The sequence below is a fragment of the Pseudomonas sp. SCPG-7 genome, assembly GCF_002156405.1.
Lineage (GTDB): Bacteria > Pseudomonadota > Gammaproteobacteria > Pseudomonadales > Pseudomonadaceae > Aquipseudomonas > Aquipseudomonas parakoreensis.
Map to the genome: position 1 here is coordinate 504,600 of NZ_MVOO01000001.1, position 19,868 is coordinate 524,467.

Annotated in this window: 17 protein-coding genes; 9 read left to right on the forward strand and 8 right to left on the reverse strand. The window is 59.4% G+C overall.

The window, feature by feature from the left end; genetic code table 11:
* Positions 1-130 precede the first annotated feature (130 nt).
* The 3 genes from B1722_RS02320 (at position 131) to ahpF (ending at position 3,464) form a co-directional block, all read left to right on the forward strand.
* Positions 131-1,069 (forward strand): site-specific integrase, encoded by a 939-nt coding sequence (locus B1722_RS02320; protein WP_086791105.1) that lies wholly within the window; start codon positions 131-133, stop codon positions 1,067-1,069.
* 136 nt (positions 1,070-1,205) lie between these two features.
* Positions 1,206-1,769: an alkyl hydroperoxide reductase subunit C gene (gene ahpC, locus B1722_RS02325; protein ID WP_003224621.1), complete on the forward strand. Its 564-nt coding sequence runs from the start codon at positions 1,206-1,208 to the stop codon at positions 1,767-1,769.
* A gap of 132 nt (positions 1,770-1,901) precedes the next feature.
* Positions 1,902-3,464 (forward strand): alkyl hydroperoxide reductase subunit F, encoded by a 1,563-nt coding sequence (gene ahpF / locus B1722_RS02330; protein ID WP_041067149.1) that lies wholly within the window; start codon positions 1,902-1,904, stop codon positions 3,462-3,464.
* A gap of 126 nt (positions 3,465-3,590) precedes the next feature.
* Here ahpF and gloA read toward each other — a convergent pair whose 3' ends face one another.
* Positions 3,591-4,112, reverse strand: coding sequence for a lactoylglutathione lyase (gene gloA / locus B1722_RS02335; protein ID WP_007963339.1), 522 nt, complete (start codon positions 4,110-4,112; stop codon positions 3,591-3,593).
* 139 nt (positions 4,113-4,251) lie between these two features.
* Here gloA and B1722_RS02340 point away from each other — a divergent pair, with 139 nt between their 5' ends.
* Positions 4,252-4,770 carry a DUF4946 domain-containing protein gene (locus tag B1722_RS02340; protein WP_174376815.1) on the forward strand — a complete coding sequence of 173 codons (519 nt, stop codon included), beginning with the start codon at positions 4,252-4,254 and terminating at the stop codon, positions 4,768-4,770.
* Between the two features lie 217 nt (positions 4,771-4,987).
* Here B1722_RS02340 and B1722_RS02345 read toward each other — a convergent pair whose 3' ends face one another.
* From B1722_RS02345 to B1722_RS02355, 3 genes are all read right to left on the reverse strand, one after another.
* Entirely contained in the window at positions 4,988-5,353 is a 366-nt protein-coding gene (locus B1722_RS02345) for a histone-like nucleoid-structuring protein, MvaT/MvaU family (RefSeq protein ID WP_003224630.1), read from the reverse strand.
* Between the two features lie 234 nt (positions 5,354-5,587).
* The gene (locus B1722_RS02350) at positions 5,588-7,123 is read right to left on the reverse strand and encodes an EAL domain-containing protein (protein WP_086791106.1); all 1,536 of its coding nucleotides are present in this window, start codon (positions 7,121-7,123) and stop codon (positions 5,588-5,590) included.
* Positions 7,124-7,238: 115 nt separating this feature from the next.
* Positions 7,239-8,111, reverse strand: a complete 873-nt coding sequence (locus tag B1722_RS02355) for a LysR family transcriptional regulator (protein WP_086791108.1) — start codon at positions 8,109-8,111, stop codon at positions 7,239-7,241.
* 78 nt (positions 8,112-8,189) lie between these two features.
* Between B1722_RS02355 and B1722_RS02360 the strand changes: the two genes are divergently transcribed.
* Together B1722_RS02360 and hppD are read left to right on the forward strand one after the other, a co-directional pair.
* Entirely contained in the window at positions 8,190-9,137 is a 948-nt protein-coding gene (locus B1722_RS02360; RefSeq protein WP_041067158.1) for a DMT family transporter, read from the forward strand.
* Between the two features lie 245 nt (positions 9,138-9,382).
* Positions 9,383-10,459, forward strand: coding sequence for a 4-hydroxyphenylpyruvate dioxygenase (hppD, locus tag B1722_RS02365; RefSeq protein ID WP_041067161.1), 1,077 nt, complete (start codon positions 9,383-9,385; stop codon positions 10,457-10,459).
* 119 nt (positions 10,460-10,578) lie between these two features.
* Here the strand turns inward: hppD and rarD are convergent, their stop codons facing one another.
* The 4 genes from rarD to B1722_RS02385 all read right to left on the reverse strand — a co-directional run bounded on the left by rarD (position 10,579) and on the right by B1722_RS02385 (position 15,191).
* Positions 10,579-11,460, reverse strand: a complete 882-nt coding sequence (gene rarD, locus B1722_RS02370; protein WP_086791527.1) for an EamA family transporter RarD — start codon at positions 11,458-11,460, stop codon at positions 10,579-10,581.
* Positions 11,461-11,719: 259 nt separating this feature from the next.
* Positions 11,720-12,733 (reverse strand): aldo/keto reductase, encoded by a 1,014-nt coding sequence (locus B1722_RS02375; protein ID WP_086791109.1) that lies wholly within the window; start codon positions 12,731-12,733, stop codon positions 11,720-11,722.
* A gap of 68 nt (positions 12,734-12,801) precedes the next feature.
* Positions 12,802-13,701, reverse strand: coding sequence for a LysR family transcriptional regulator (locus tag B1722_RS02380; protein ID WP_086791110.1), 900 nt, complete (start codon positions 13,699-13,701; stop codon positions 12,802-12,804).
* A gap of 179 nt (positions 13,702-13,880) precedes the next feature.
* Entirely contained in the window at positions 13,881-15,191 is a 1,311-nt protein-coding gene (locus tag B1722_RS02385) for an MFS transporter (RefSeq protein WP_041063709.1), read from the reverse strand.
* A gap of 172 nt (positions 15,192-15,363) precedes the next feature.
* On the opposite strand from B1722_RS02385, the gene B1722_RS02390 reads away from it, so the two are divergent.
* The 3 genes from B1722_RS02390 to B1722_RS02400 all read left to right on the forward strand — a co-directional run bounded on the left by B1722_RS02390 (position 15,364) and on the right by B1722_RS02400 (position 19,834).
* A complete protein-coding gene (locus B1722_RS02390) occupies positions 15,364-16,485 on the forward strand; it encodes a sugar diacid recognition domain-containing protein (protein WP_086791111.1) in 1,122 nt (373 codons plus the stop codon).
* Positions 16,486-16,731: 246 nt separating this feature from the next.
* Positions 16,732-17,874 (forward strand): glycerate kinase, encoded by a 1,143-nt coding sequence (locus B1722_RS02395; protein WP_086791113.1) that lies wholly within the window; start codon positions 16,732-16,734, stop codon positions 17,872-17,874.
* A gap of 334 nt (positions 17,875-18,208) precedes the next feature.
* Positions 18,209-19,834: a methyl-accepting chemotaxis protein gene (locus B1722_RS02400; protein ID WP_041063716.1), complete on the forward strand. Its 1,626-nt coding sequence runs from the start codon at positions 18,209-18,211 to the stop codon at positions 19,832-19,834.
* Positions 19,835-19,868 lie beyond the last annotated feature (34 nt).

The window sequence follows — 19,868 nt, forward strand, 5'->3', positions numbered from 1 at the left end:
AGTGTACCACGCTGAAAATAAAGTTAAATGTTTGATTAATAACAGGCGGGATATACTGGTATTACCCAATGTCAGGTGATTAAATTGCTTTTTTGCGCCCTGAATCAGTACGCCAGCGAGAACACTGTCCATGAGCGAGATTGATCGCTATCTGCAAGCCGCCACCCGTGACAACACCCGCCGCAGCTATCGTTCGGCGATTGAACACTTTGAAGTCAAGTGGGGTGGATTCCTGCCGGCGACGGCCGATAGCGTTGCGCGTTATCTGGTCGAGCATGCCGGCGTGCTGTCGATCAATACGCTGAAGCTGCGTTTGTCGGCGCTGGCGCAGTGGCACAACAGCCAGGGTTTTGCCGACCCAACCAAGGCGCCAGTGGTGCGCAAGGTCTTCAAAGGCATTCGCGCACTGCATCCGGCGCAGGAAAAACAGGCCGAGCCGCTGCAATTGCACGATCTGCAACAAGTGGTCGACTGGCTTGAACAGGAAGTCCGCAGTGCGCGGCAGCAGCAAGATCGCCCGCAGTTGCTCAAGGCCTGTCGCGACCGGGCGCTGATTTTGCTGGGCTTCTGGCGTGGCTTCCGCAGCGACGAGTTGTGCCGCTTGCAGATCGAGCATGTGCAAGCGCATGCCGGCAGCGGCATCACCTTGTATCTGCCGCGCAGCAAGGGCGACCGCGAGAACCTCGGGCAGACGTATCAGGCGCCGGCGCTGCTCAAGCTGTGCCCGGTGCAGGCTTATATCGACTGGATCACCGAGGCGGCGCTGGTACGCGGTCCGGTGTTTCGCGGCATCGACCGCTGGGGACATCTGAGCGAGGAGGGCTTGCACGCCAACAGTGTCATTCCATTACTACGTCAGGCGCTGGAGCGCGCCGGCATCCCGTCCGAGCGCTACACCAGTCATTCCCTGCGTCGCGGCTTTGCCACCTGGGCGCATCAAAGTGGCTGGGATTTGAAATCCTTGATGAGCTATGTCGGCTGGAAGGATATGAAGTCAGCCATGCGCTATGTTGAAGCGAGCCCCTTTCACGGGATGGCTCGGATTACGGATAAGCCGGCTTCGTCGTAGATATGGTTTTCTTCTATTAATACAGTCAGCTAATAGCGAAAACAAATCAGCAGCATCAGGTTTGCCAATGAGCCATCCGTCGAGTGAGTGGGTAGGATTCACCCATCGAATTCACAACCCTGACGGAGAGTCATCAATGCCTATCATCAACAGCCAAGTAAAACCGTTCAAAGCTACCGCATTCAAAAACGGCGACTTCGTACAAGTCTCGGACGCTGACCTGAAAGGCAAATGGTCCGTAGTGTTCTTCTACCCAGCCGACTTCACCTTTGTTTGCCCAACCGAGCTGGAAGACCTGGCCGACAACTACGCTGCGTTCCAGAAACTGGGCGTGGAAATCTACAGCGTTTCGACCGACACCCACTTTGCCCACGCTGCCTGGCACAACACTTCGCCAGCCATCGGCAAAATCGAATACACCATGATCGGCGACCCGACCCACGTCATCTCCCGCAACTTCGACGTGCTGATCGAAGAAGCTGGTCTGGCTGACCGTGGCACCTTCGTGATCAACCCTGAAGGCCAGATCAAAATCGTTGAATTGAATGATGGCGGCGTTGGCCGTGACGCTTCCGAGCTGCTGCGCAAGATCAAGGCTGCTCAGTACGTTGCTGCTCACCCAGGCGAAGTTTGCCCAGCCAAGTGGAAAGAAGGCGAGGCCACTCTGGCCCCGTCCCTGGACCTGGTCGGCAAGATCTAAGTCTGTGACGCACGCAACACAGGGCGGGACTCCGCACCTACTTCAGTAAGCTGCACCGCCCATTGAAAAAGCCCGGGCGAGATTCGCTCGGGCTTTTTTTCGCCTTGAATAAAGACACAGGAGATCGCCCGTATGTTGGACGCCAATCTTAAAGCCCAGTTGAAATCGTACCTGGAACGGGTCACCCAGCCGATCGAGATCGTTGCTTCCCTCGACGACGGTGCGAAATCCCGGGAAATGCTTGACCTGCTCAAAGACGTTGCCAGTCTTTCGAGCCAAATTACCCTGATCGACAGCGGCACCGATGCCCGCAAGCCGTCGTTCTCGATCAATCGCCCGGGTGCCGACATCAGCCTGCGTTTCGCCGGCATCCCGATGGGCCATGAATTCACCTCGCTGGTGCTGGCCCTGTTGCAAGTCGGCGGCCACCCATCGAAAGCCAGTGCTGAAGTGATCGAACAGATCCGCTCGCTCAAGGGTGAGTTCAGTTTCGAAACCTACTTCTCGCTGTCGTGCCAGAACTGCCCGGACGTGGTCCAGGCGTTGAACCTGATGGCCGTGCTGAACCCGAACATCCGTCACGTCGCCATCGACGGCGCGTTGTTCCAGGACGAAGTCAACGATCGCAAGATCATGGCCGTGCCGAGCATCTATCTTAACGGTGAAAACTTCGGTCAGGGCCGCATGGGCCTGGAAGAAATCCTCGCCAAACTCGACACCGGCGCCATCGAGCGTCAGGCCGAGAAGATCAGCGCCAAACAAGCCTTTGATGTCCTCGTAGTTGGCGGTGGCCCGGCCGGTGCTTCGGCTGCTATCTATGCCGCCCGTAAAGGCATTCGCACCGGGGTTGCGGCTGAGCGCTTCGGCGGTCAGGTGCTGGACACCATGGCCATCGAGAACTTCATTTCCGTGCAGGAAACCGAAGGTCCGAAACTGGCGACGGCGCTGGAAGAACACGTCAAGCAGTACGACGTCGACATCATGAACTTGCAGCGCGCCGACAAGCTGATTCCCGGCAAGAACGGCGAGTTGCACGAAGTCCATTTCGCCAGCGGTGCGACCCTGAAAGCCAAGAGCGTGATCCTGGCGACCGGCGCACGCTGGCGTGAAATGAACGTGCCGGGTGAGCAGGAATACCGCAACAAGGGCGTGGCGTACTGCCCGCACTGCGACGGTCCGCTGTTCAAAGGCAAGCGTGTGGCGGTGATCGGCGGCGGTAACTCCGGCGTCGAAGCGGCCATCGACCTGGCCGGTATCGTTTCCCACGTGACGCTACTGGAGTTCGACGTGCAACTGCGTGCCGACGCGGTGCTGCAACGCAAGCTGCACAGCCTGCCAAATGTCACCGTGATCACCAGTGCGCAAACCACTGAAGTCACCGGCAATGGCGAGAAGGTCAACGGCCTGCGTTACAAGGATCGCAAAACTGACGAACTGCGCAACGTCGAGCTGGAAGGGATCTTCGTACAGATTGGTCTGCTGCCGAATACTGACTGGCTCAAAGGCACCATCGAGCTGTCACCACGTGGCGAGATCATCGTCGACAACCGTGGCGAGACGTCGATCCCGGGGATCTTCGCGGCGGGTGACGTGACCACCGTGCCGTACAAGCAGATCGTGATTGCAGTGGGCGAGGGCGCCAAGGCTTCCCTCAGCGCGTTCGATCACTTGATCCGCACTTCTGCGCCGGCGTAAGCATCAGTCGCTGAAACGCAAAAACCCATGAGCGATCATGGGTTTTTTTATGGGTGAAGCAAAAGATCGCAGGCTGCGGTAGCTCCTACAGAGGATGTGTAGGAGCTGGCGAGGCCTGCGATCTTTTTACAGCGGCGCAGGCTGAATGATTTCAACCCAGTAGCCATCCGGGTCCTTGATGAACGCCAGGCTTTTCATGCGGCCATCGGTCAGGCGCTTCTGGAAGTCACAGCCCAGCTCTTCAAAGCGCGCGCAAGCCGCAACGATGTCCGGCACCGAAATGCAAATGTGACCGAAACCGCGCGGGTCGGTGTTGCCGTTGTGATAAGCGAAATCGGCGTCGTTTTCGGTGCCGTGGTTGTGAGTCAGTTCGAGGATGCCGGGAATCGACTTCATCCACTCGGTGCGGGCCGCGGCGTCGGCCGGGATCTGCGCCTTGTCGACGAGGGCGAGGAAGTACAGGCTGAATTCGGCCTCCGGGAAGTCACGCTTTTCAACCAGCGAGAAGCCCAGAACGCGGGTGTAGAAGTCCAGGGACTTGGTGATGTCCTTCACACGCAGCATGGTGTGGTTGAAGACGAAGTTGCGGGTTGCGCTGTCTGGCGTGGCAGTGACGCCGGGGAAAGTGTTCAGTTCGTGCAGGCTCATAGGCCCTCCGTAACAATGGGGCGAGTAAATGGGCGCAATGATACGCATGCGGGGCGGCATCGCCAAACCGAATGCGCGGCTTGCTCTGGGGGCGACCGGGCCTCAGACTTTGCTGCTCAATCTGCGAGTGCCTCTGGTAATGATCCGACCGTTCAACGTGCTATTCGTTTGCCTTTTCTCGTCGCTGCTGGCCGCTCCGGCATGGGCCGATCAGCCGAGTATCACCTGGCCTGCGGGGTGGGAAATCCAGGCATTGCCCGACACACCGCCGCAGGTGTCGCGCCAGCGTGCGGTGAAAAACGACGCCGATGGCAATCAGGTCATGGTGATGGAGTTGACCATGACTCAGGTTGAAGCTGGTCATCAGGTCAATGTGCCGGGCGTGCTGCTGGAGATGCGCAAGTCGATTCAGAAAGACTTTTTCCAGGGTGGTTATCAGAGTGTGTGCAATAAGGTGCACCCGGCGAAACTCGGCGCTCTGGACGCACTGGAAACCACCTGTACGATCACTGAAAATGGCCGACATGTGTTGTCGCAAACATTGGTTGCGGCGGTCGGGGCGGATAAGGCTTATGTACTTTCTTACGCGGGTCAGGCTGAGATTTATAAGGCCAGCGCTGACGAAATAGTCGCCGTGAGAAACAGCTTGAAACTTTAAGCCTCTGTTTCACCTCGGCCAGGTTAGATACCTCGAAGGCATTAAGCACAAAGTTTAGCAGCGGTGACCGTCGCAACATCCCGGCATGAGTTTTTCAGCCTCACGTCTTGTGGGTGTTAAAGCGGATTGATAACTAGCGCGGGGGAAATCGTTGCTTTTGTTAGATATTGTCAAAAAAAAGCCCTGCATACAGCAGGGCTTGTTTGTTGGCGCAATATTAACCGCGCAACCAGGAATCAACGGTGGCTGCACCGTATTGTTCCTTCCAGGCTTTCAAGCCACGGTGGTTGCCGCCCTTGGTTTCGATCAGTTCACCGGTGTGCGGGTTCTGATAAACCTTGACCACGCGAGCGCGGCGGGTTTTTGGTGCGGCGGACACTTGCAAGCCGGACTTGGACGGGTTCGGATCGAGAATGGCGATGATGTCTTTCAGGCCTTTGCCGTAGGTTTTCATCAGCCCCTGGAGCTTTTCTTCGAATTCGATTTCTTTCTTGAGCCCGGCATCGTTCTTCAGCGATTCCAGCTGCTTGAGCTGTTCCTGAAGGGCCTTTTCAGCTGCACGAAATTCAGCGAGTCTGGACAATATCTTTACTCCAATAGTGTGTTTGGCTGATACCAACCGCAAACAAAGCTATAAGCCAAGAGCCTTGAAGCGACTCGGTGATAATGGCTCACCTGTCAATCTTGCACAGGCTGAAAAAATTGTAGTAGTTAATGCGCCAAGAGTAAATCCTGATCTTGTCGTCATGTAACAACAGTGGTGTTTTGTATCAATTTGGTGCGTCGGGTCGAAGCGTCGGGCTTAATTTATTTTTAGTTAACGATCACTTAATGCAGCGATGAAGTCGGCGCCGGGCATGGGTTTTCCGAACAGATAGCCTTGCAGGAAGTTGACGTTGTGTGCGGTCAGGTAGTCAGCCTGTGCCGGAGTTTCTACACCTTCGGCAACAATACCCAGATCAAGCTTGGCCGAGAGTTCGATAATCGTGTCCAGAATATGCCGCGACAGCGCATCGATGCCGATCATCGCGACAAAACTCTGGTCGATCTTGAGAAAATCGACATTGAATTTTCGCAGGTAGCCCAGGCTTGAATGCCCGGTGCCGAAGTCGTCGATGGCGATCATTACGCCGAGCGTGTGCAACTGCTCGAACAACTGGTGCGTAACGTCGGTCGGCTCGATCAGTTGGCGCTCGGTCAGCTCCAGCACCAGGTTGATACTGCCGGGGGCAAACCCCGCGAGAAATTCGCGACAGTCCTCCACTAGCTCCAGGTCCTGGCAGTGACTGGCGGTGATGTTGATGCCGATATGGAACGGTTGGTCGAAGTCCACAGAAAGCGGGCCAAGCAGGGCGGCAGTCTGTTGCATCAGCGAGCGGGTCATGGGCACGATCAGCCCCGAATGTTCAGCGAACGGGATGAACAGGTCCGGGCGCACCAGGCCTTCCTTGGGGTGTTTCCAGCGCATCAGCACTTCGGCGCCGGACCATTTCCTGCTGTCACCATGCACCACTGGCTGAAAGTAAGGGATGAACTCGCCGGCCTCCAGAGCGCGGAGCATTTCATGGCTGGGCGAGGTGGCGCGTCGTTGCAGGACGTGAGCGATCGCGCCCGAGATCACCCCGAAAAAGATCAGCAGGCTGAACAGCGGTGGGTATTCGGCGGCCATGTAGCGCCACGTTTGCCCTTGCGCGAACCCTGCGCTGACACTGAAGGCATAACGTGAAGACACCAACGTACTTTGCGCTATCGGCAGCGGCGGGAGGGCGCCCTGATGCACTTTGCCATCAGCCGACAGCCAGTTGTCGCCGACCTGCAGCACCAACTGCGTCTGCCGACCGATCAAGCGCAGTATGTTGCTCAAGTGATAGCCATCGAGCGTAGTCAGCGCGCCACCACGACCTTCGCTGAGCCGATACACCAGCAGCGCGGTGTCGGGCGTGACGGGGTTGCCATTCATCAACCACAGTTTGCCTTGCGCATAGTCGCCCGGATTCACGGCTTCCTTGAAATCACCGAACAGCGAGCTGCAATAGAGGTTGTTGTCCCACACCAGGTTGGTCGAGCGCACGAAAGGCCGGCGGGTCACCTGTTCGCGCAAAGCCAGTTTTACGCTTTCGCAGGGCTGGCCAGCCAGGGGCAATAACTCGCTGGCAGCCTGGGCGGTGTTGTCGAGCATCAGCTCGAATTGGCGCAACGCCTCATCGGCGGTGTTTTGCGTGCTCTGCTGCAAGGCCCGTTCGGCTTGCATATACAGAATCCCGCCGCCCAGCAGGACGGGCAATACTCCGCAAAGCAGGGTCACCAAAATGCGTACGCTACGTTTGCGGCGGGGTCTGACGGTCAAGGGCATAGGCGCATCCTGTTGCGATGAGGTGGAACGCTCGAATGCAGGCCTGGCAACGGCGCACCGGTGAGGAACAGCGGAGTCAGAAGGGATGATAGATGGCCGCTGGCGCTTGTGCCGCTCACGGCTGATTGATCTGCTTGGCGAGTTCGATAAATGCCCGCGTGGCGGGCGAAGCCTGACGCTGATCGAGAACAGCGAGGCCGATCAGACGTTGCACCGCCGGCAACAGCGGCTTCTTCACGTAGCGCGGCGCTGGCTCGTCTGGCAATGAGCCTTCGGCGACGACCGTGACTGCATCGCCCCGGCTGACGACGTCAAGGGTGCTGAGCAATTGCGAGCAGCGGTAGCGAATGTTCGGTTGCAGGCGCGCGGCAGTGAACAGGCGTGAAACCAGTTCCGCTGAACCGGCCTCGGTCAGCACAAACGGGTCGGCACATAAATCCTGAAGGCTCAGCGCCGCGCTTGCGGCCAGTGGATGACCGAGCGGGAGCAGGGCAACCATCTGGTCTTCGACAAGCGCAAAAGTGTCGAAGCGATCCTCGGGCAACACCACGAAACCGACGTCGATTCGCCGCTCTTCCAGCCACTGCAGTACCTGCCGGTCCGGCCCCTCATCGATGTGTACTTCTATGCCGGGATGGACTTGGCGATAGCGCTGCAGAATTCTCGGCAGCAACTTGATCGACGCCGTCGGGCCGAACGAGCCAATGCGCAGCGTACCGCTTTTCATACCCCGCGCATCGGCCGCCTCCTGGCGCAGAGTGTTGGCCAGGCCGAGCATGGCGCGTGCGCGCTGGAGCAACTGCTCGCCGATATCGGTGAGCTCCACCTGCGACGGGTGTCGGCGCAACAACTCGACGCCCAACTCCTGCTCCAGGGATTTCATGGCGTGGGATACCGCTGACTGCGAAATCCCCAGACGATGGGCGGCGAGGGTGAAGCCGCGCAGTTCGGCGACCAGTGAGAAGATCTCCAGTTGCGTGAGGGTCATGAGTGTTTGCTCATTTTACGATGAGAGGGAATGAAGTAAATGATACGCCATCCTTTGGCTTCTCTGGTTTGGAGCGTCATGCGCAACGTGGAGCAAACTCGCAATAACGTTTCTGATCGGTCGGTTTATCTGACGCTGGCAGCCGTGACCATGATTTGGGGCGGGACCTTTGTCGCCGGGCGTTTTCTGGCGGGCAGCCTCAGCCCGCTGTTCGCCGCCAGCCTGCGCTTCCTGCTCGCCAGCGTGGCGTTGCTTGGGTTTGTATGGATTGCGCGTATCCCGCTGGCACGACCGACGCCTCGGCAATGGTTGCAATTGACGCTGCTGGGGTTCTTCGGGATCTTTTTCTACAACCTCTGTTTCTTTTATGGCCTGCAGTACATCAATGCCTCGCGCGCTTCGTTGATCGTCGCGTTGAATCCGGCCGTGATCGGCCTGGCTTCCTGGCTGTTGTTCAAGGAGCGCCTGGGCCGGGTGAAAGTCGCCGGCATCGCCCTGTGCATTGGCGGCGCGAGTCTGGTGATCGTCAGCCGCAACCCGCAATTGCTCGCCGTGACACCGAATGCCTGGATCGGCGATTTGTTGATTCTCGGTTGCGTAGCGGGCTGGGGTATTTACTCGCTGTTTTCCCGCGAGTTGAATCAGGCACTCGGCCCGCTGCAGACGGTGACGTTTTCGGTATTGATCGGCTGCGTGATGCTGTGGGCGCTGGCAATGCTGCGTGGCGAGGTCAGCGCGGCAGCCTTGCTCAACCTCGACACGCCGCAATGGCTGAGCCTGATCTACCTCGGTGTGTTCGGCTCGGCATTGGCTTACATCGGCTACTACGACGGCATCCGCAAAATCGGTGCGACCCGTTCCGGCGTGTTCATTGCCCTCAATCCACTGACCGCAGTGCTGCTCGGCGCGCTGTTGCTTGGCGAGCAACTGACCTTGACTCTGTGCTTTGGCGGCGCGCTGGTGCTGGCGGGAATTTACCTGTGCAACAAACCCCTTGCACCGATGCGAAAAAGGCGGATTTTATAGAGAGGGCAGACAACCCTATTTACGCTGTGTAGAATCCGGTTACGCATACAATAATAAACGTCTTCTGGCAGCAGAAGCCTCGCCCGCAAGAGCCTTGGGTCGACAATGAAGATATTCGGGTTTCAACTGATCTACGGTGACTTCCTCGCCCGCAGTGTGCGAGGCATCTCCTGCGCACCACCCGCCGGTCTCAGCATTACTGACAACTAACTCTGGTTAATTGATAAGAATGATGAGGCGTCACCATGGCAGATTTATACGAAAACCCAATGGGCCTGATGGGCTTTGAGTTCATCGAGTTCGCATCGCCGACTCCTGGCACCCTGGAGCCGATCTTCGAGATCATGGGCTTCACCAAAGTCGCGACCCACCGTTCCAAGAATGTGCACCTGTATCGCCAAGGCGCGATCAACCTGATCCTCAACAATGAACCACACAGCGTAGCGTCGTACTTCGCTGCCGAGCATGGTCCGTCGGTGTGCGGCATGGCGTTCCGGGTCAAGGATTCGCAGAAAGCCTACAACCGCGCCCTGGAATTGGGTGCTCAGCCGATTCATATCGAAACCGGGCCGATGGAGCTGAACCTGCCGGCGATCAAAGGCATTGGCGGCGCGCCGCTGTACCTGATCGACCGTTTCGGCGAAGGCAGCTCGATCTATGACATCGATTTCGTGTTCATCGAAGGCGTTGACCGCAACCCGGTCGGTGCCGGCCTGAAGATCATCGATCACCTGACCCACAACGTGTACCGCGGCCGCATGGCCTACTGGGCCAACTTCTACGAGAAGCTGTTCAACTTCCGTGAGATCCGCTACTTCGACATCAAAGGCGAATACACCGGCCTGACTTCGAAAGCGATGACCGCACCGGACGGCATGATCCGCATCCCGCTGAACGAAGAGTCGTCCAAGGGCGCCGGGCAGATCGAAGAGTTCCTGATGCAGTTCAACGGCGAGGGCATCCAGCACGTGGCGTTCCTCACCGACGATCTGGTCAAGACCTGGGATCAGTTGAAGAAGATCGGCATGCGCTTCATGACCGCGCCGCCGGACACCTATTACGAAATGCTCGAAGGCCGTCTGCCGAACCACGGCGAGCCGGTGGATCAACTGCAATCGCGTGGCATCCTGCTCGACGGCTCGTCGAACCCGGATGACAAGCGTCTGCTGCTGCAGATCTTCTCGGAAACCCTGATGGGGCCGGTGTTCTTCGAATTCATCCAGCGCAAGGGCGACGATGGTTTCGGCGAGGGCAACTTCAAGGCGCTGTTCGAATCGATCGAGCGTGACCAGGTGCGCCGTGGTGTACTCGCGACCGAGTAAGCCATAAAAAAGCCTGGCTTATGCCAGGTTTTTTCAAGATCAAAAGATCGCAGCCTTCGGCAGCTCCTACAGAGAATGTATCCAATGTAGGAGCTGCCGAAGGCTGCGATCTTTTGCTTTTAAGAGCGGCGTTGCCGCATCAAGTGCTTGAAGCCTTCAAACACCAGCACCACCACCGCCAGCCAGATCGGGATGTAAGTCAGCCATTCACCGGCCTTGATACTTTCACCGAGCAACAGCGCGACACCGAGCAGCAATACCGGCTCGACATAGCTGAGCAGACCAAACAGGCTGAACGGCAACAAGCGGCTGGCAATGATATACACCACCAGCGCTGACGCACTGATCAAACCGAGCAGCGGGATCAGCCAGAGCAAGCCCGGATACTGATCGAACACGGCAAAGCCTTGCTCGCCACCGCGTACAAACCAGTACGCCACCGGCAGCATCAGCGTCATGTCGACCCACAGACCGCCGAGGTTGTCGGTCTTCAGGCGTTTGCGCAGCACGAAGTACAGCGGGTAACCGACAACGACCACCAGGGTCGCCCAGGAAAAACCGCCGACCCGATACAGCTCGTTCGCCACACCCAGCGTGGCAAAGAACACCGCGATTTTCTGCAGGTACGACAGGCTGTCGCCGTAGACGATGCGCCCGGTCAGCACCATCGCCAGCGGCAGCAGGAAATAGCCCAGCGACACGTCGAGGCTATAACCGTTGAGCGGCGCCCACATGAACAGCCACAACTGCACGCCGAGCAACGCTGCCGAAACGATCAGGCCACCTAACAGCTTCGGAGGGCCGGCCACGCGCCGCAGCAATTCCAGCACCCGCCGCCATTCACCGGAGACCAGCATGAACACGGTCATGCATGGCACGGTCAGCAGCATCCGCCAGCCAAAGATTTCCACGCCGCTCAACGGGGTGAGCAGCGAGGTGTAGTAATACATGACGGCAAACAGCACTGACGCTGAAACCGATAGAGCGATACCTTTAGACAAACTGTCCTCGCGGTGGGTGATCAAACAGGGCGCGCAGGATACGTGGTTTTTGTGCTGAATATTGGCCGAGTGCTCAATATTTCCCACATTCTGAAGATAAGCACAAAACCTGTGGGAGCGAGCCTGTTCGCGAAAGCGGTGTGCCAGACAACGCAGATGTTGAATGTGCCGGCCTCTTCGCGAGCAGGCTCGCTGCCACAATGGATTGGTGTTGCCCTCGTAATCTGCTGACGCCGCTGATGCCCGGCTTGTGAGGCTTTCAGGCCTGGCGCGGTTTACGGCCCGACACAAAATGGCTCACATCATTGAACCCCGGTGTCGACGCGTGCCCCGGGGTCACCAGCGAGTCGATAAACGCTTCATCTTCCGCCGTGATCTGCACCGCCTGCGCCTTGGTGTAAGCATCCCACTGCTGCTCGGTGCGCGGCCCGACGATCGCCGAAGTCACCGCATTGTTGTTCAGCACCCAGGCAATTGCGAATTCGACCATGCCCACGCCACGGCCCTGGGTGTACTGCTGGATCTGCTGAGCAATGCGCAGCGATTCAACCCGCCATTCGGTTTCCAGAATACGTTTGTCCTGACGCCCGGCGCGGCTGTTGGCATCCGGAGTGACATCGGGTGCGTATTTGCCGCTGAGCACGCCACGGGCCAGCGGGCTGTAAGGCACCACGCCGAGGCCATAGGTCTGCGCGGCGGTGATCTGTTCGGTCTCGGCCTGGCGGTTGACGATGTTGTACAGCGGCTGGCTGATCACCGGGCGGTCGATACCGAGCTTGTCAGCGATGCGAATCACCTCGGCGATGCGCCAGCCGCGATAGTTCGACAAGCCCCAATAGCGAATTTTACCCTGACGAATCAGATCGCCAATCGCCGACACGGTTACTTCCAGAGGGGTGTTGTGGTCCTCGCGGTGCAGGTAATAGATGTCGAGATAGTCGGTACCGAGGCGCGTGAGGCTGGCTTCCAGACCGTTGAAGATGTGCTTGCGGCTCAAACCGCTGCGGTTTGGCACGCCGTCCGCCGGGCCGAAACCGACCTTGGTTGCCAACACCCAGTCGTGCCGATGGCGGGCGATCGCCTCGCCGACAATTTCTTCCGAGCGGCCGTTGGTGTAGACGTCCGCGGTGTCGATGAAATTGATGCCCTGATCCCAGGCCTTGTCGATGATGCGCAGCGAATCCTCGGCGCTGGTCTGTTCGCCAAACATCATCGTGCCGAGGGTGAGGCTGGACACCTGCAACCCCGAGTGCCCCAGTGTGCGATAGCTCATGCCGAAATCCTTTTATCGGTGGGAAAACCCCAATCAAATACCAGAAGCATCCGACGGGGCAAAGTGAATTATCGGCTCAGTGCTGCGCAACGCGTCTGTAAAAACGCCTGTAACACCCGAACGCGTTCGGACACTTGGACCCGATGCGGGCAGAGCAGATTGAACGGCACGCTCTCGCCATGCCAGTCATCGAACAGCGTCAGCAGGCGTCCGCCGCGCACATCCTCGGCGACGTCCAGCCAGGCTTTGTAGGCAATGCCATGCCCGGCCAGCGCCCAGCGCCGCGCGACTTCGCCGTCATCGCTGAGATAGTCACCGTGGACTTCAACTTCCAGCGTTTCGTCCTCGCGACTGAAGCGCCAGGTGTTGTAAGGCCGGCCGTTGCGCAAATAGAGCACGGCGCTGTGCTCGTTCAGTTCGCCGGGATGTTGCGGGGTGCCATGGCGAGCCAGATAGTCCGGGCTGGCGCAGGCTACTCGTCGATGCGCCGGCAGAATCGGCAGCGCCACCAGCGTCGAGTCGCTGGGCACGCCGAAGCGCAGCGCGACATCCACGGTTTCGCGAAACAGATCGGCGTGCCGATCGTTTAGCAGCAGTTGCAATTGAATATTCGGGTGTTCGCGTTTGAATTCATCCAGCCATGCCAACAATACGTTGCGCCCGAAATCCGACGGCGCCGCCAGTTGCAGCACCCCACTGAGGCCTTCGCCGTGTTGCTTGAGCGCTTGTTCGCCTTCGGCCAAGGCGGACAAGGCGATGCGTACACTGTCGAGATAGCGCCGACCTTCTTCGGTCAAGCGCATGCTGCGGGTGGAGCGCGCGAGCAGGCGAATGCCGAGACGGGTTTCCAGGCGCTTCAACGCAATGCTGGCGGCGGCCGGCGTCAGTTCCAGGGCGCGGGCGGCGGCGGAGATGCTGCCGGAGTCGGCCACGCGGACGAAGATCTCCAGATCGAGAATCGAGCTCATTGGTAAAAATCCTTTAAAGATCTGTGCGTTTTTGCGGGATTTTTCCGTGATTGGCAAGTTCGGGCGTTGCAATCAGTAAAGAAAAAAGATCGCAGCCTGCGGCAGCTCCTACATGGAAATACGCGTTTTCCTGTAGGAGCTGCCGCAGGCTGCGATCTTTTGATCTTAAAGCGTGATGATTAAGCCCGCAGAGTCCTCGTCATGCGCAACGCCAGCAAGCTGCCGCCAACGATCACACCCGCCAGCAGATACAACGCGGCATCGGTCGACCCGGTGCTGTCCTTGACCCAACCCACCAGGTACGGGCTGAGGAAACCGGCCATCTGCCCCATCGAGTTGATCAACGCCAGTCCGCCGGCCGCGGCGCCTGCGCTCAACAGCGCAGTCGGCACTGGCCAGAACATCGGCAGACCGGTCAGCGCGCCCATGGTTGCAAGGGTCAGGCCGAGGATCGCGATGGCCGGGTTGGCGGCGAAGTTCACCGCGATCAGCAGGCCGAGGGCGCCCATCAGCATTGGCACCACCAAATGCCAGCGACGCTCTTTGCGCAAGTCCGCCGAACGCCCGACCAGCAGCATGAACACCGCCGCCAGCAGATACGGAATCGCGCTCAACCAGCCGATCACCAGGTTGTCGCTGAAACCGAGGTTCTTGATGATCGACGGCAGCCAGAAGTTGATCGCGTACACGCCGCTCTGGATGCAGAAGTAGATCAGGCCAAACGCCCAGATCGCCGGGTTCTTGAATACCGCAAGCAACGAGTCGGAGGTGGTTTTCGGTTTGTTCGCCAGGTCTTCGGCCTGATCGGCTTCAAGCACCGCGCGCTCGTGCGGGCTCAGCCACTTGGCGTTGGCAAAGCTGTCACTCAGCAGGAAATAGGCGAGGGCGCCGAGGATCACGGTCGGAATGCCTTGCAGCAGGAACATCCACTGCCAGCCCGCCAGGCCGCCCTGGCCGGCGGCGAAGTGGTTGAGGATCCAACCGGAAAACGGGCTGCCGAGCAGGCCGGAGACCGGGATCGCCGACATGAACAGCGCCATGATCCGTCCACGGCGGAACGTCGGGAACCACTGCGAGAGGTACAGCACCACACCTGGGAAGAACCCGGCTTCGGCCGCACCGGTGAACAGGCGCAGGGTGTAGAACTGGGTCGGGGTGGTGACGAACAACAGGCAGGTCGACAGCGTGCCCCAGGTGATCATCATCAGCGCGATCCAGCGCCGTGGACCGAACTTGGTCAGCGCGAGGTTGCTCGGTACGCCGCACAGCACGTAGCCGATGAAGAAGATCCCGGCGCCGAGGCCGTACACGGTTTCACTGAATTTCAACGCGTCGAGCATCTGCAGCTTGGCAAAGCCGACGTTGACCCGGTCGAGGTAGTTGAACAGGTAGCAGATGAAAATGAAGGGAATCAAACGCAGGGTGATGCGTTTGTAGACGGCGTTTTTACCGTCGTCGATGGTCTGGGTAGCTGCGGCGCTCTGCGACATAGCGGCTCTCTCTTTATTATGATTTTTTGCGATGCACAGGTTAACGTTGATCGCCCTGAGAGTCTCGGCCACCTTTGGCCGGATTGTCTTTGTGCCTGAGCACAGGGTTTGCCGCCAGACCCTGTGCGGGTGAACAACCGTCCGCCGCCGTTGCTTAAGGATTTTGCCGATCATGTTCGAACTCGATCACGACCTCGCTCAGGATATCGTCGACCGGGCCATGGCCATTTTGCCCTATAACGTCAATGTCATGGACAGCCAGGGCCTGATCCTCGGCAGTGGCGAACCGGAGCGCATCAACACCCGTCACGAAGGCGCGCAACTGGTGCTGGCCAACGGCCGCGTGGTGGAAATCGATGCGCAAACGGCGATGCATCTCAAAGGTGTGCAGCCGGGGATCAACCTGCCGCTGTTACTCGATCAGCGCCTGATTGGCGTACTCGGCATTACCGGCGAGCCGGAGCAACTGCGCACCTACGCCGAACTGGTGCGCATGACTGCCGAAATGCTCGTTGGTCAGCGCAATCAGCAGGCCGAGCAGCAATGGCGGCGCCAGCGTTGCGATGACCTGCTGGCGTTGCTGTTGAGCGACGCCGGCGACTCGCCGCGGCTGGTCGATGAGGCGCAGCAACTGGGGCTCAAGCCGCAGTTGACCCGGGTGCCGTACCTGTTCGAGCTGGGCCTGGAACAAGGGCCGGGACAAACCGTCGAGGCATTGAGCGCATGGTTGACCTCGCGCTACCCGGACAGCTGGTGCGTGAGTTCGGCCAAGTCATCGCTGCTGTGGTGCCGGCCCGCAAGTCAGACGGTTGAGCATGATCGTTTGCTGGAAAAGCTGGATGGCCTGGGCTGGAACATTCTGCGCATCGCCGTGGGCGGGCAGGCGGATGGGCTGGCCGGTTTGCGCCGCTGTTATCGACGGGTCGGCGATCTGCTGGCGTATGGGCGTGAGGTGCTGCCGCAGTCGCGACTGCTGACGCTCAATCGCTATCGTTTGCCGGTGATGCTCTGGCGCCATCGCAACGATGATGCGCTGGATGAGTTGCTCAAACCGTTGCGCAAGGTCATCGCCAAGGACGGCAACGGCCAGTTGCTCGCGACCCTGCGCAGTTGGTGTGAACACGACGGCCAGAGCCAGGCCTGTGCCGATGCGCTGGGCATTCACCGCAACAGCTTGCGTTACCGGATGGAGCGGATTGCCGAGATCAGCGGAGTTGATCCGTTGCGGCTGGACGGGATGTTGGCGTTGTACCTTGGGGTGCAATTACTGCCGCAGACTGATCCGGCGGTGTGAGTTGTTCTTAAGGCCGCCATCGCTGGCAAGCCAGCTCCCACAGGTTTACAAGGTGATTACAAGTTATGTAGCCACTGAAGATCCCTGTGGGAGCTGGCTTGCCAGCGATGAGGCCAGAGCATTCGGCATCAAGTCCAAGGCTTTTGTAGAAATGAACAATAAACGCCAACCGCCCTTGTGCAGCGGACAGGCGTCAATGCGCGTGCCGACTGGCAGCATGAAGCGCATTGGAACTGGAGAATTCGCATGAAGATCGTCATCGCCCCCGATTCGTTCAAGGACAGCCTGAGTGCCCAAGGCGTTGCCGAGGCCATTGCCTTGGGCCTGGCGCAAGTCTGGCCGCACGCCACGCTGGTCAAATGCCCGATGGCTGACGGCGGCGAGGGCACGGTGGAGTCGATTCTTGCTGCCTGCGAAGGCGAACTGCGCAGGACTCGGGTACGCGGGCCGCTGGGCACTCCGGTCGATGCGGCATGGGGCTGGCTGCCGCACAACCACACCGCGATCATTGAAATGGCCGAGGCCAGTGGTTTGCAGTTGGTGCCTACGGGGCAGCGCGATGCCTGCATCACCAGCACCTTCGGCACCGGTGAACTGATTCGCGCCGCACTGGATGCCGGCGCGCAACGGGTGATTCTGGCCATTGGCGGCAGCGCCACCAACGATGGCGGCGCCGGCGCGATGCAGGCGCTGGGGGTGAAATTGCTCGATGCACAAGGTCAGGTGCTGGTACCGGGCGGCCTGGCCTTGGCGCAACTGGCGCGGCTGGACTTGAGCGAGCTTGATCCGCGTCTGGCCCAAGTGCGCTTCGACATCGCCGCCGACGTCAACAATCCACTGTGCGGGCCGCATGGCGCCTCGGCGATTTTCGGCCCGCAAAAGGGCGCGTCACCGGTACAGGTGCAACAACTGGATCAGGCCCTCGGTCACTTCGCCGACTTCTGCGCGCAAGCGTTGGGCAAAGACGTTCGCGATGAGCCGGGCAGCGGCGCGGCCGGCGGGCTGGGCTTTGCGGCGAAAGCGTTTCTGGGCGCGCAATTTCAAGCAGGCGTGGACGTGGTGGCCGAGCTGGTGGGCCTGGCTGAAGCGGTCAACGGCGCCGATCTGGTGATCACTGGCGAAGGCCGCTTCGACGCGCAGACCCTGCGCGGCAAAACGCCGTTTGGTGTGGCGCGGATCGCCAAAAAACACGATGTCCCGGTAATCGTCATCGCTGGCACCTTGGGTGAGGGTTATCAGGAACTCTACGAGCACGGCATCGACGCCGCATTCGCCGTCACCAGCGGCCCGATGACCCTGGAGCAGGCCTGCGCCGAAGCTCCACGCTTGTTGCGCGAGCGGGCGACGGACATCGCCCGGGTCTGGCAAATGGCCAAAGTCAATAACTGACTGCGTGAAGATGTTGTGGCGAGGGGATTCATCCCCGCTGGGCTGCGAAGCAGCCTCCTGCGTTTTTCGCTAACAACCGGTTTTGAGATTTTGCGACTGCTGCGCAGCCGATCGGGGATGAATCCCCTCGCCACAGAGGGTTGGTGTCAGGGTGTTTCAGTGGTGAAACACCTTGAAAAATATTTTCGCTTTACACGAAATCTTCCTAAAGCCCAGCCGATACAGAGGTCAGGCGCACACAGATTCCCTCGAACAGTGCCGCCGGACTGATCCCGCTCAAGGGCCAGTGATGACGGCAAGGACGCTCGCAGTTACCTCTATCGAGAGTCCAACCATGTCCCTGCGTAACCTGAATATCGCGCCTCGTGCTTTCCTCGGTTTTGCCTTTATCGCCTTGTTGGTGATTGTCCTTGGCGTGTTCGCCGTCAACCGCATGTCGACCATCCGCCAGGCCTCCATCGACATGGAGACCAATCAACTGCCCAGCGTCACCTACCTTGGCGTGGTAACGGAAAACGTTTTGCGCCTGCGGATCCTGTCGTTCCGGATTCTGGTCAACCGCGACCCGGCAGGCCTGCAAGAAGCGCAAACCCGCATCGGCGTGCTGGTGGACAAGGTGCGCAGTGCTCAGGCCAGTTACGCCGCGTTGCCGGCAGAGAGCGAAGAGCGTGCGTTGTATCAGACGTTCGCGACCACGCTCGACAACTACCTGCAAGCGCAAAACCAGATGATGGAGCTGTCGCGTCAGGACAAGGTCGACGAGATGCGCACCTTGATCAACACGCGAATCAAGGACGGCACTGACCAGATGGGCGAACAGCTCAACAAGCTGATCGCAATCAACGCTGCAGGCGCCAAAGTCGCCTCCACGCAGGCCGGTGAGCACTACGACAGCGCCATTACCGGTATCGTCATTGTGGCTGTTGTCGCGGCGCTTGCCACCGTCCTGCTGGCCCTGCTGCTGACTCGCAGCATCGTCACCCCGCTGAACCGTGCCGTGCAGGCGGCGCAAACCATCGCTGGCGGCAACCTGACCCAGTCGATTGAAGTGGATGGCAAAGACGAAGCCACACAATTGCTGCAAGCCTTGTCGACGATGCAGACCAATCTGCGCAAAACCATCGAACAGATCGCCGGCTCCGCCACTCAATTGGGCGCCGCAGCCGAAGAACTCAGCGCGGTCACCGAAGAAGCTTCCCGTGGCCTGCAACAGCAGAACAACGAGATCGAACAAGCCGCCACCGCCGTCAACGAAATGACCGCCGCGGTGGAAGAAGTGGCACGCAACGCGGTGTCGACCTCCGAAGCGTCGAACCAGTCGACCCAGGCCGCCCGCGAAGGTCGCGATCAAGTGGTGAAAACCGTCGACGCGATCCAGACCATGACCCATGACGTGCAGAGCACTGCGCAAATGATCGAAGGCCTCGCCGCACAGGGCCGCGACATCGGCAAGGTGCTCGATGTGATCCGCGCCATCGCCGAACAGACCAACCTGCTGGCCCTCAACGCGGCGATCGAAGCGGCGCGTGCCGGTGAGGCCGGACGCGGTTTTGCGGTGGTAGCGGACGAAGTACGTGCCTTGGCCCATCGCACTGCGCAATCGACTCAGGAAATCGAAAAAATGGTCGCCGGTATTCAGAACGGCACCGGTGAAGCCGTGTCGTCGATGCAGCAAAGCAACCAGCGCACCCAGACCACCCTGGAAATGGCTCGTGCCGCTGGCGTGGCACTGGAGCAGATTACCCAGTCGATCCATCAGATCAACGAACGCAACCTGGTGATCGCCAGCGCCTCGGAAGAACAGGCGCAGGTCTCGCGTGAGGTCGACCGCAACCTCGTCAACATCCGTGATCTGGCCACGCAATCGGCCGCCGGGGCCAACCAGACCAGCGCCGCGACCCATGAACTGTCGCGTCTGGCGGTGGATTTGAATGCGATGGTGGCGCGGTTTGTGATTTGACCTAGGGTGAAGGCTGGAGACCGCGCCATCAGGA

Excerpts from the sequence above, each read along its gene's own strand:
- B1722_RS02320 (WP_086791105.1), top strand. The coding sequence starts at position 131 with ATGAGCGAGATTGATCGCTATCTGCAAGCCGCCACCCGTGACAACACC.
- ahpC (WP_003224621.1), top strand. The coding sequence starts at position 1,206 with ATGCCTATCATCAACAGCCAAGTAAAACCGTTCAAAGCTACCGCATTC.
- ahpF (WP_041067149.1), top strand. The coding sequence starts at position 1,902 with ATGTTGGACGCCAATCTTAAAGCCCAGTTGAAATCGTACCTGGAACGG.
- gloA (WP_007963339.1), bottom strand. The coding sequence starts at position 4,112 with ATGAGCCTGCACGAACTGAACACTTTCCCCGGCGTCACTGCCACGCCA.
- B1722_RS02340 (WP_174376815.1), top strand. The coding sequence starts at position 4,252 with ATGATCCGACCGTTCAACGTGCTATTCGTTTGCCTTTTCTCGTCGCTG.
- B1722_RS02350 (WP_086791106.1), bottom strand. The coding sequence starts at position 7,123 with ATGCCCTTGACCGTCAGACCCCGCCGCAAACGTAGCGTACGCATTTTG.
- B1722_RS02355 (WP_086791108.1), bottom strand. The coding sequence starts at position 8,111 with ATGACCCTCACGCAACTGGAGATCTTCTCACTGGTCGCCGAACTGCGC.
- B1722_RS02360 (WP_041067158.1), top strand. The coding sequence starts at position 8,190 with ATGCGCAACGTGGAGCAAACTCGCAATAACGTTTCTGATCGGTCGGTT.
- hppD (WP_041067161.1), top strand. The coding sequence starts at position 9,383 with ATGGCAGATTTATACGAAAACCCAATGGGCCTGATGGGCTTTGAGTTC.
- B1722_RS02375 (WP_086791109.1), bottom strand. The coding sequence starts at position 12,733 with ATGAGCTATCGCACACTGGGGCACTCGGGGTTGCAGGTGTCCAGCCTC.
- B1722_RS02380 (WP_086791110.1), bottom strand. The coding sequence starts at position 13,701 with ATGAGCTCGATTCTCGATCTGGAGATCTTCGTCCGCGTGGCCGACTCC.
- B1722_RS02385 (WP_041063709.1), bottom strand. The coding sequence starts at position 15,191 with ATGTCGCAGAGCGCCGCAGCTACCCAGACCATCGACGACGGTAAAAAC.
- B1722_RS02390 (WP_086791111.1), top strand. The coding sequence starts at position 15,364 with ATGTTCGAACTCGATCACGACCTCGCTCAGGATATCGTCGACCGGGCC.
- B1722_RS02395 (WP_086791113.1), top strand. The coding sequence starts at position 16,732 with ATGAAGATCGTCATCGCCCCCGATTCGTTCAAGGACAGCCTGAGTGCC.
- B1722_RS02400 (WP_041063716.1), top strand. The coding sequence starts at position 18,209 with ATGTCCCTGCGTAACCTGAATATCGCGCCTCGTGCTTTCCTCGGTTTT.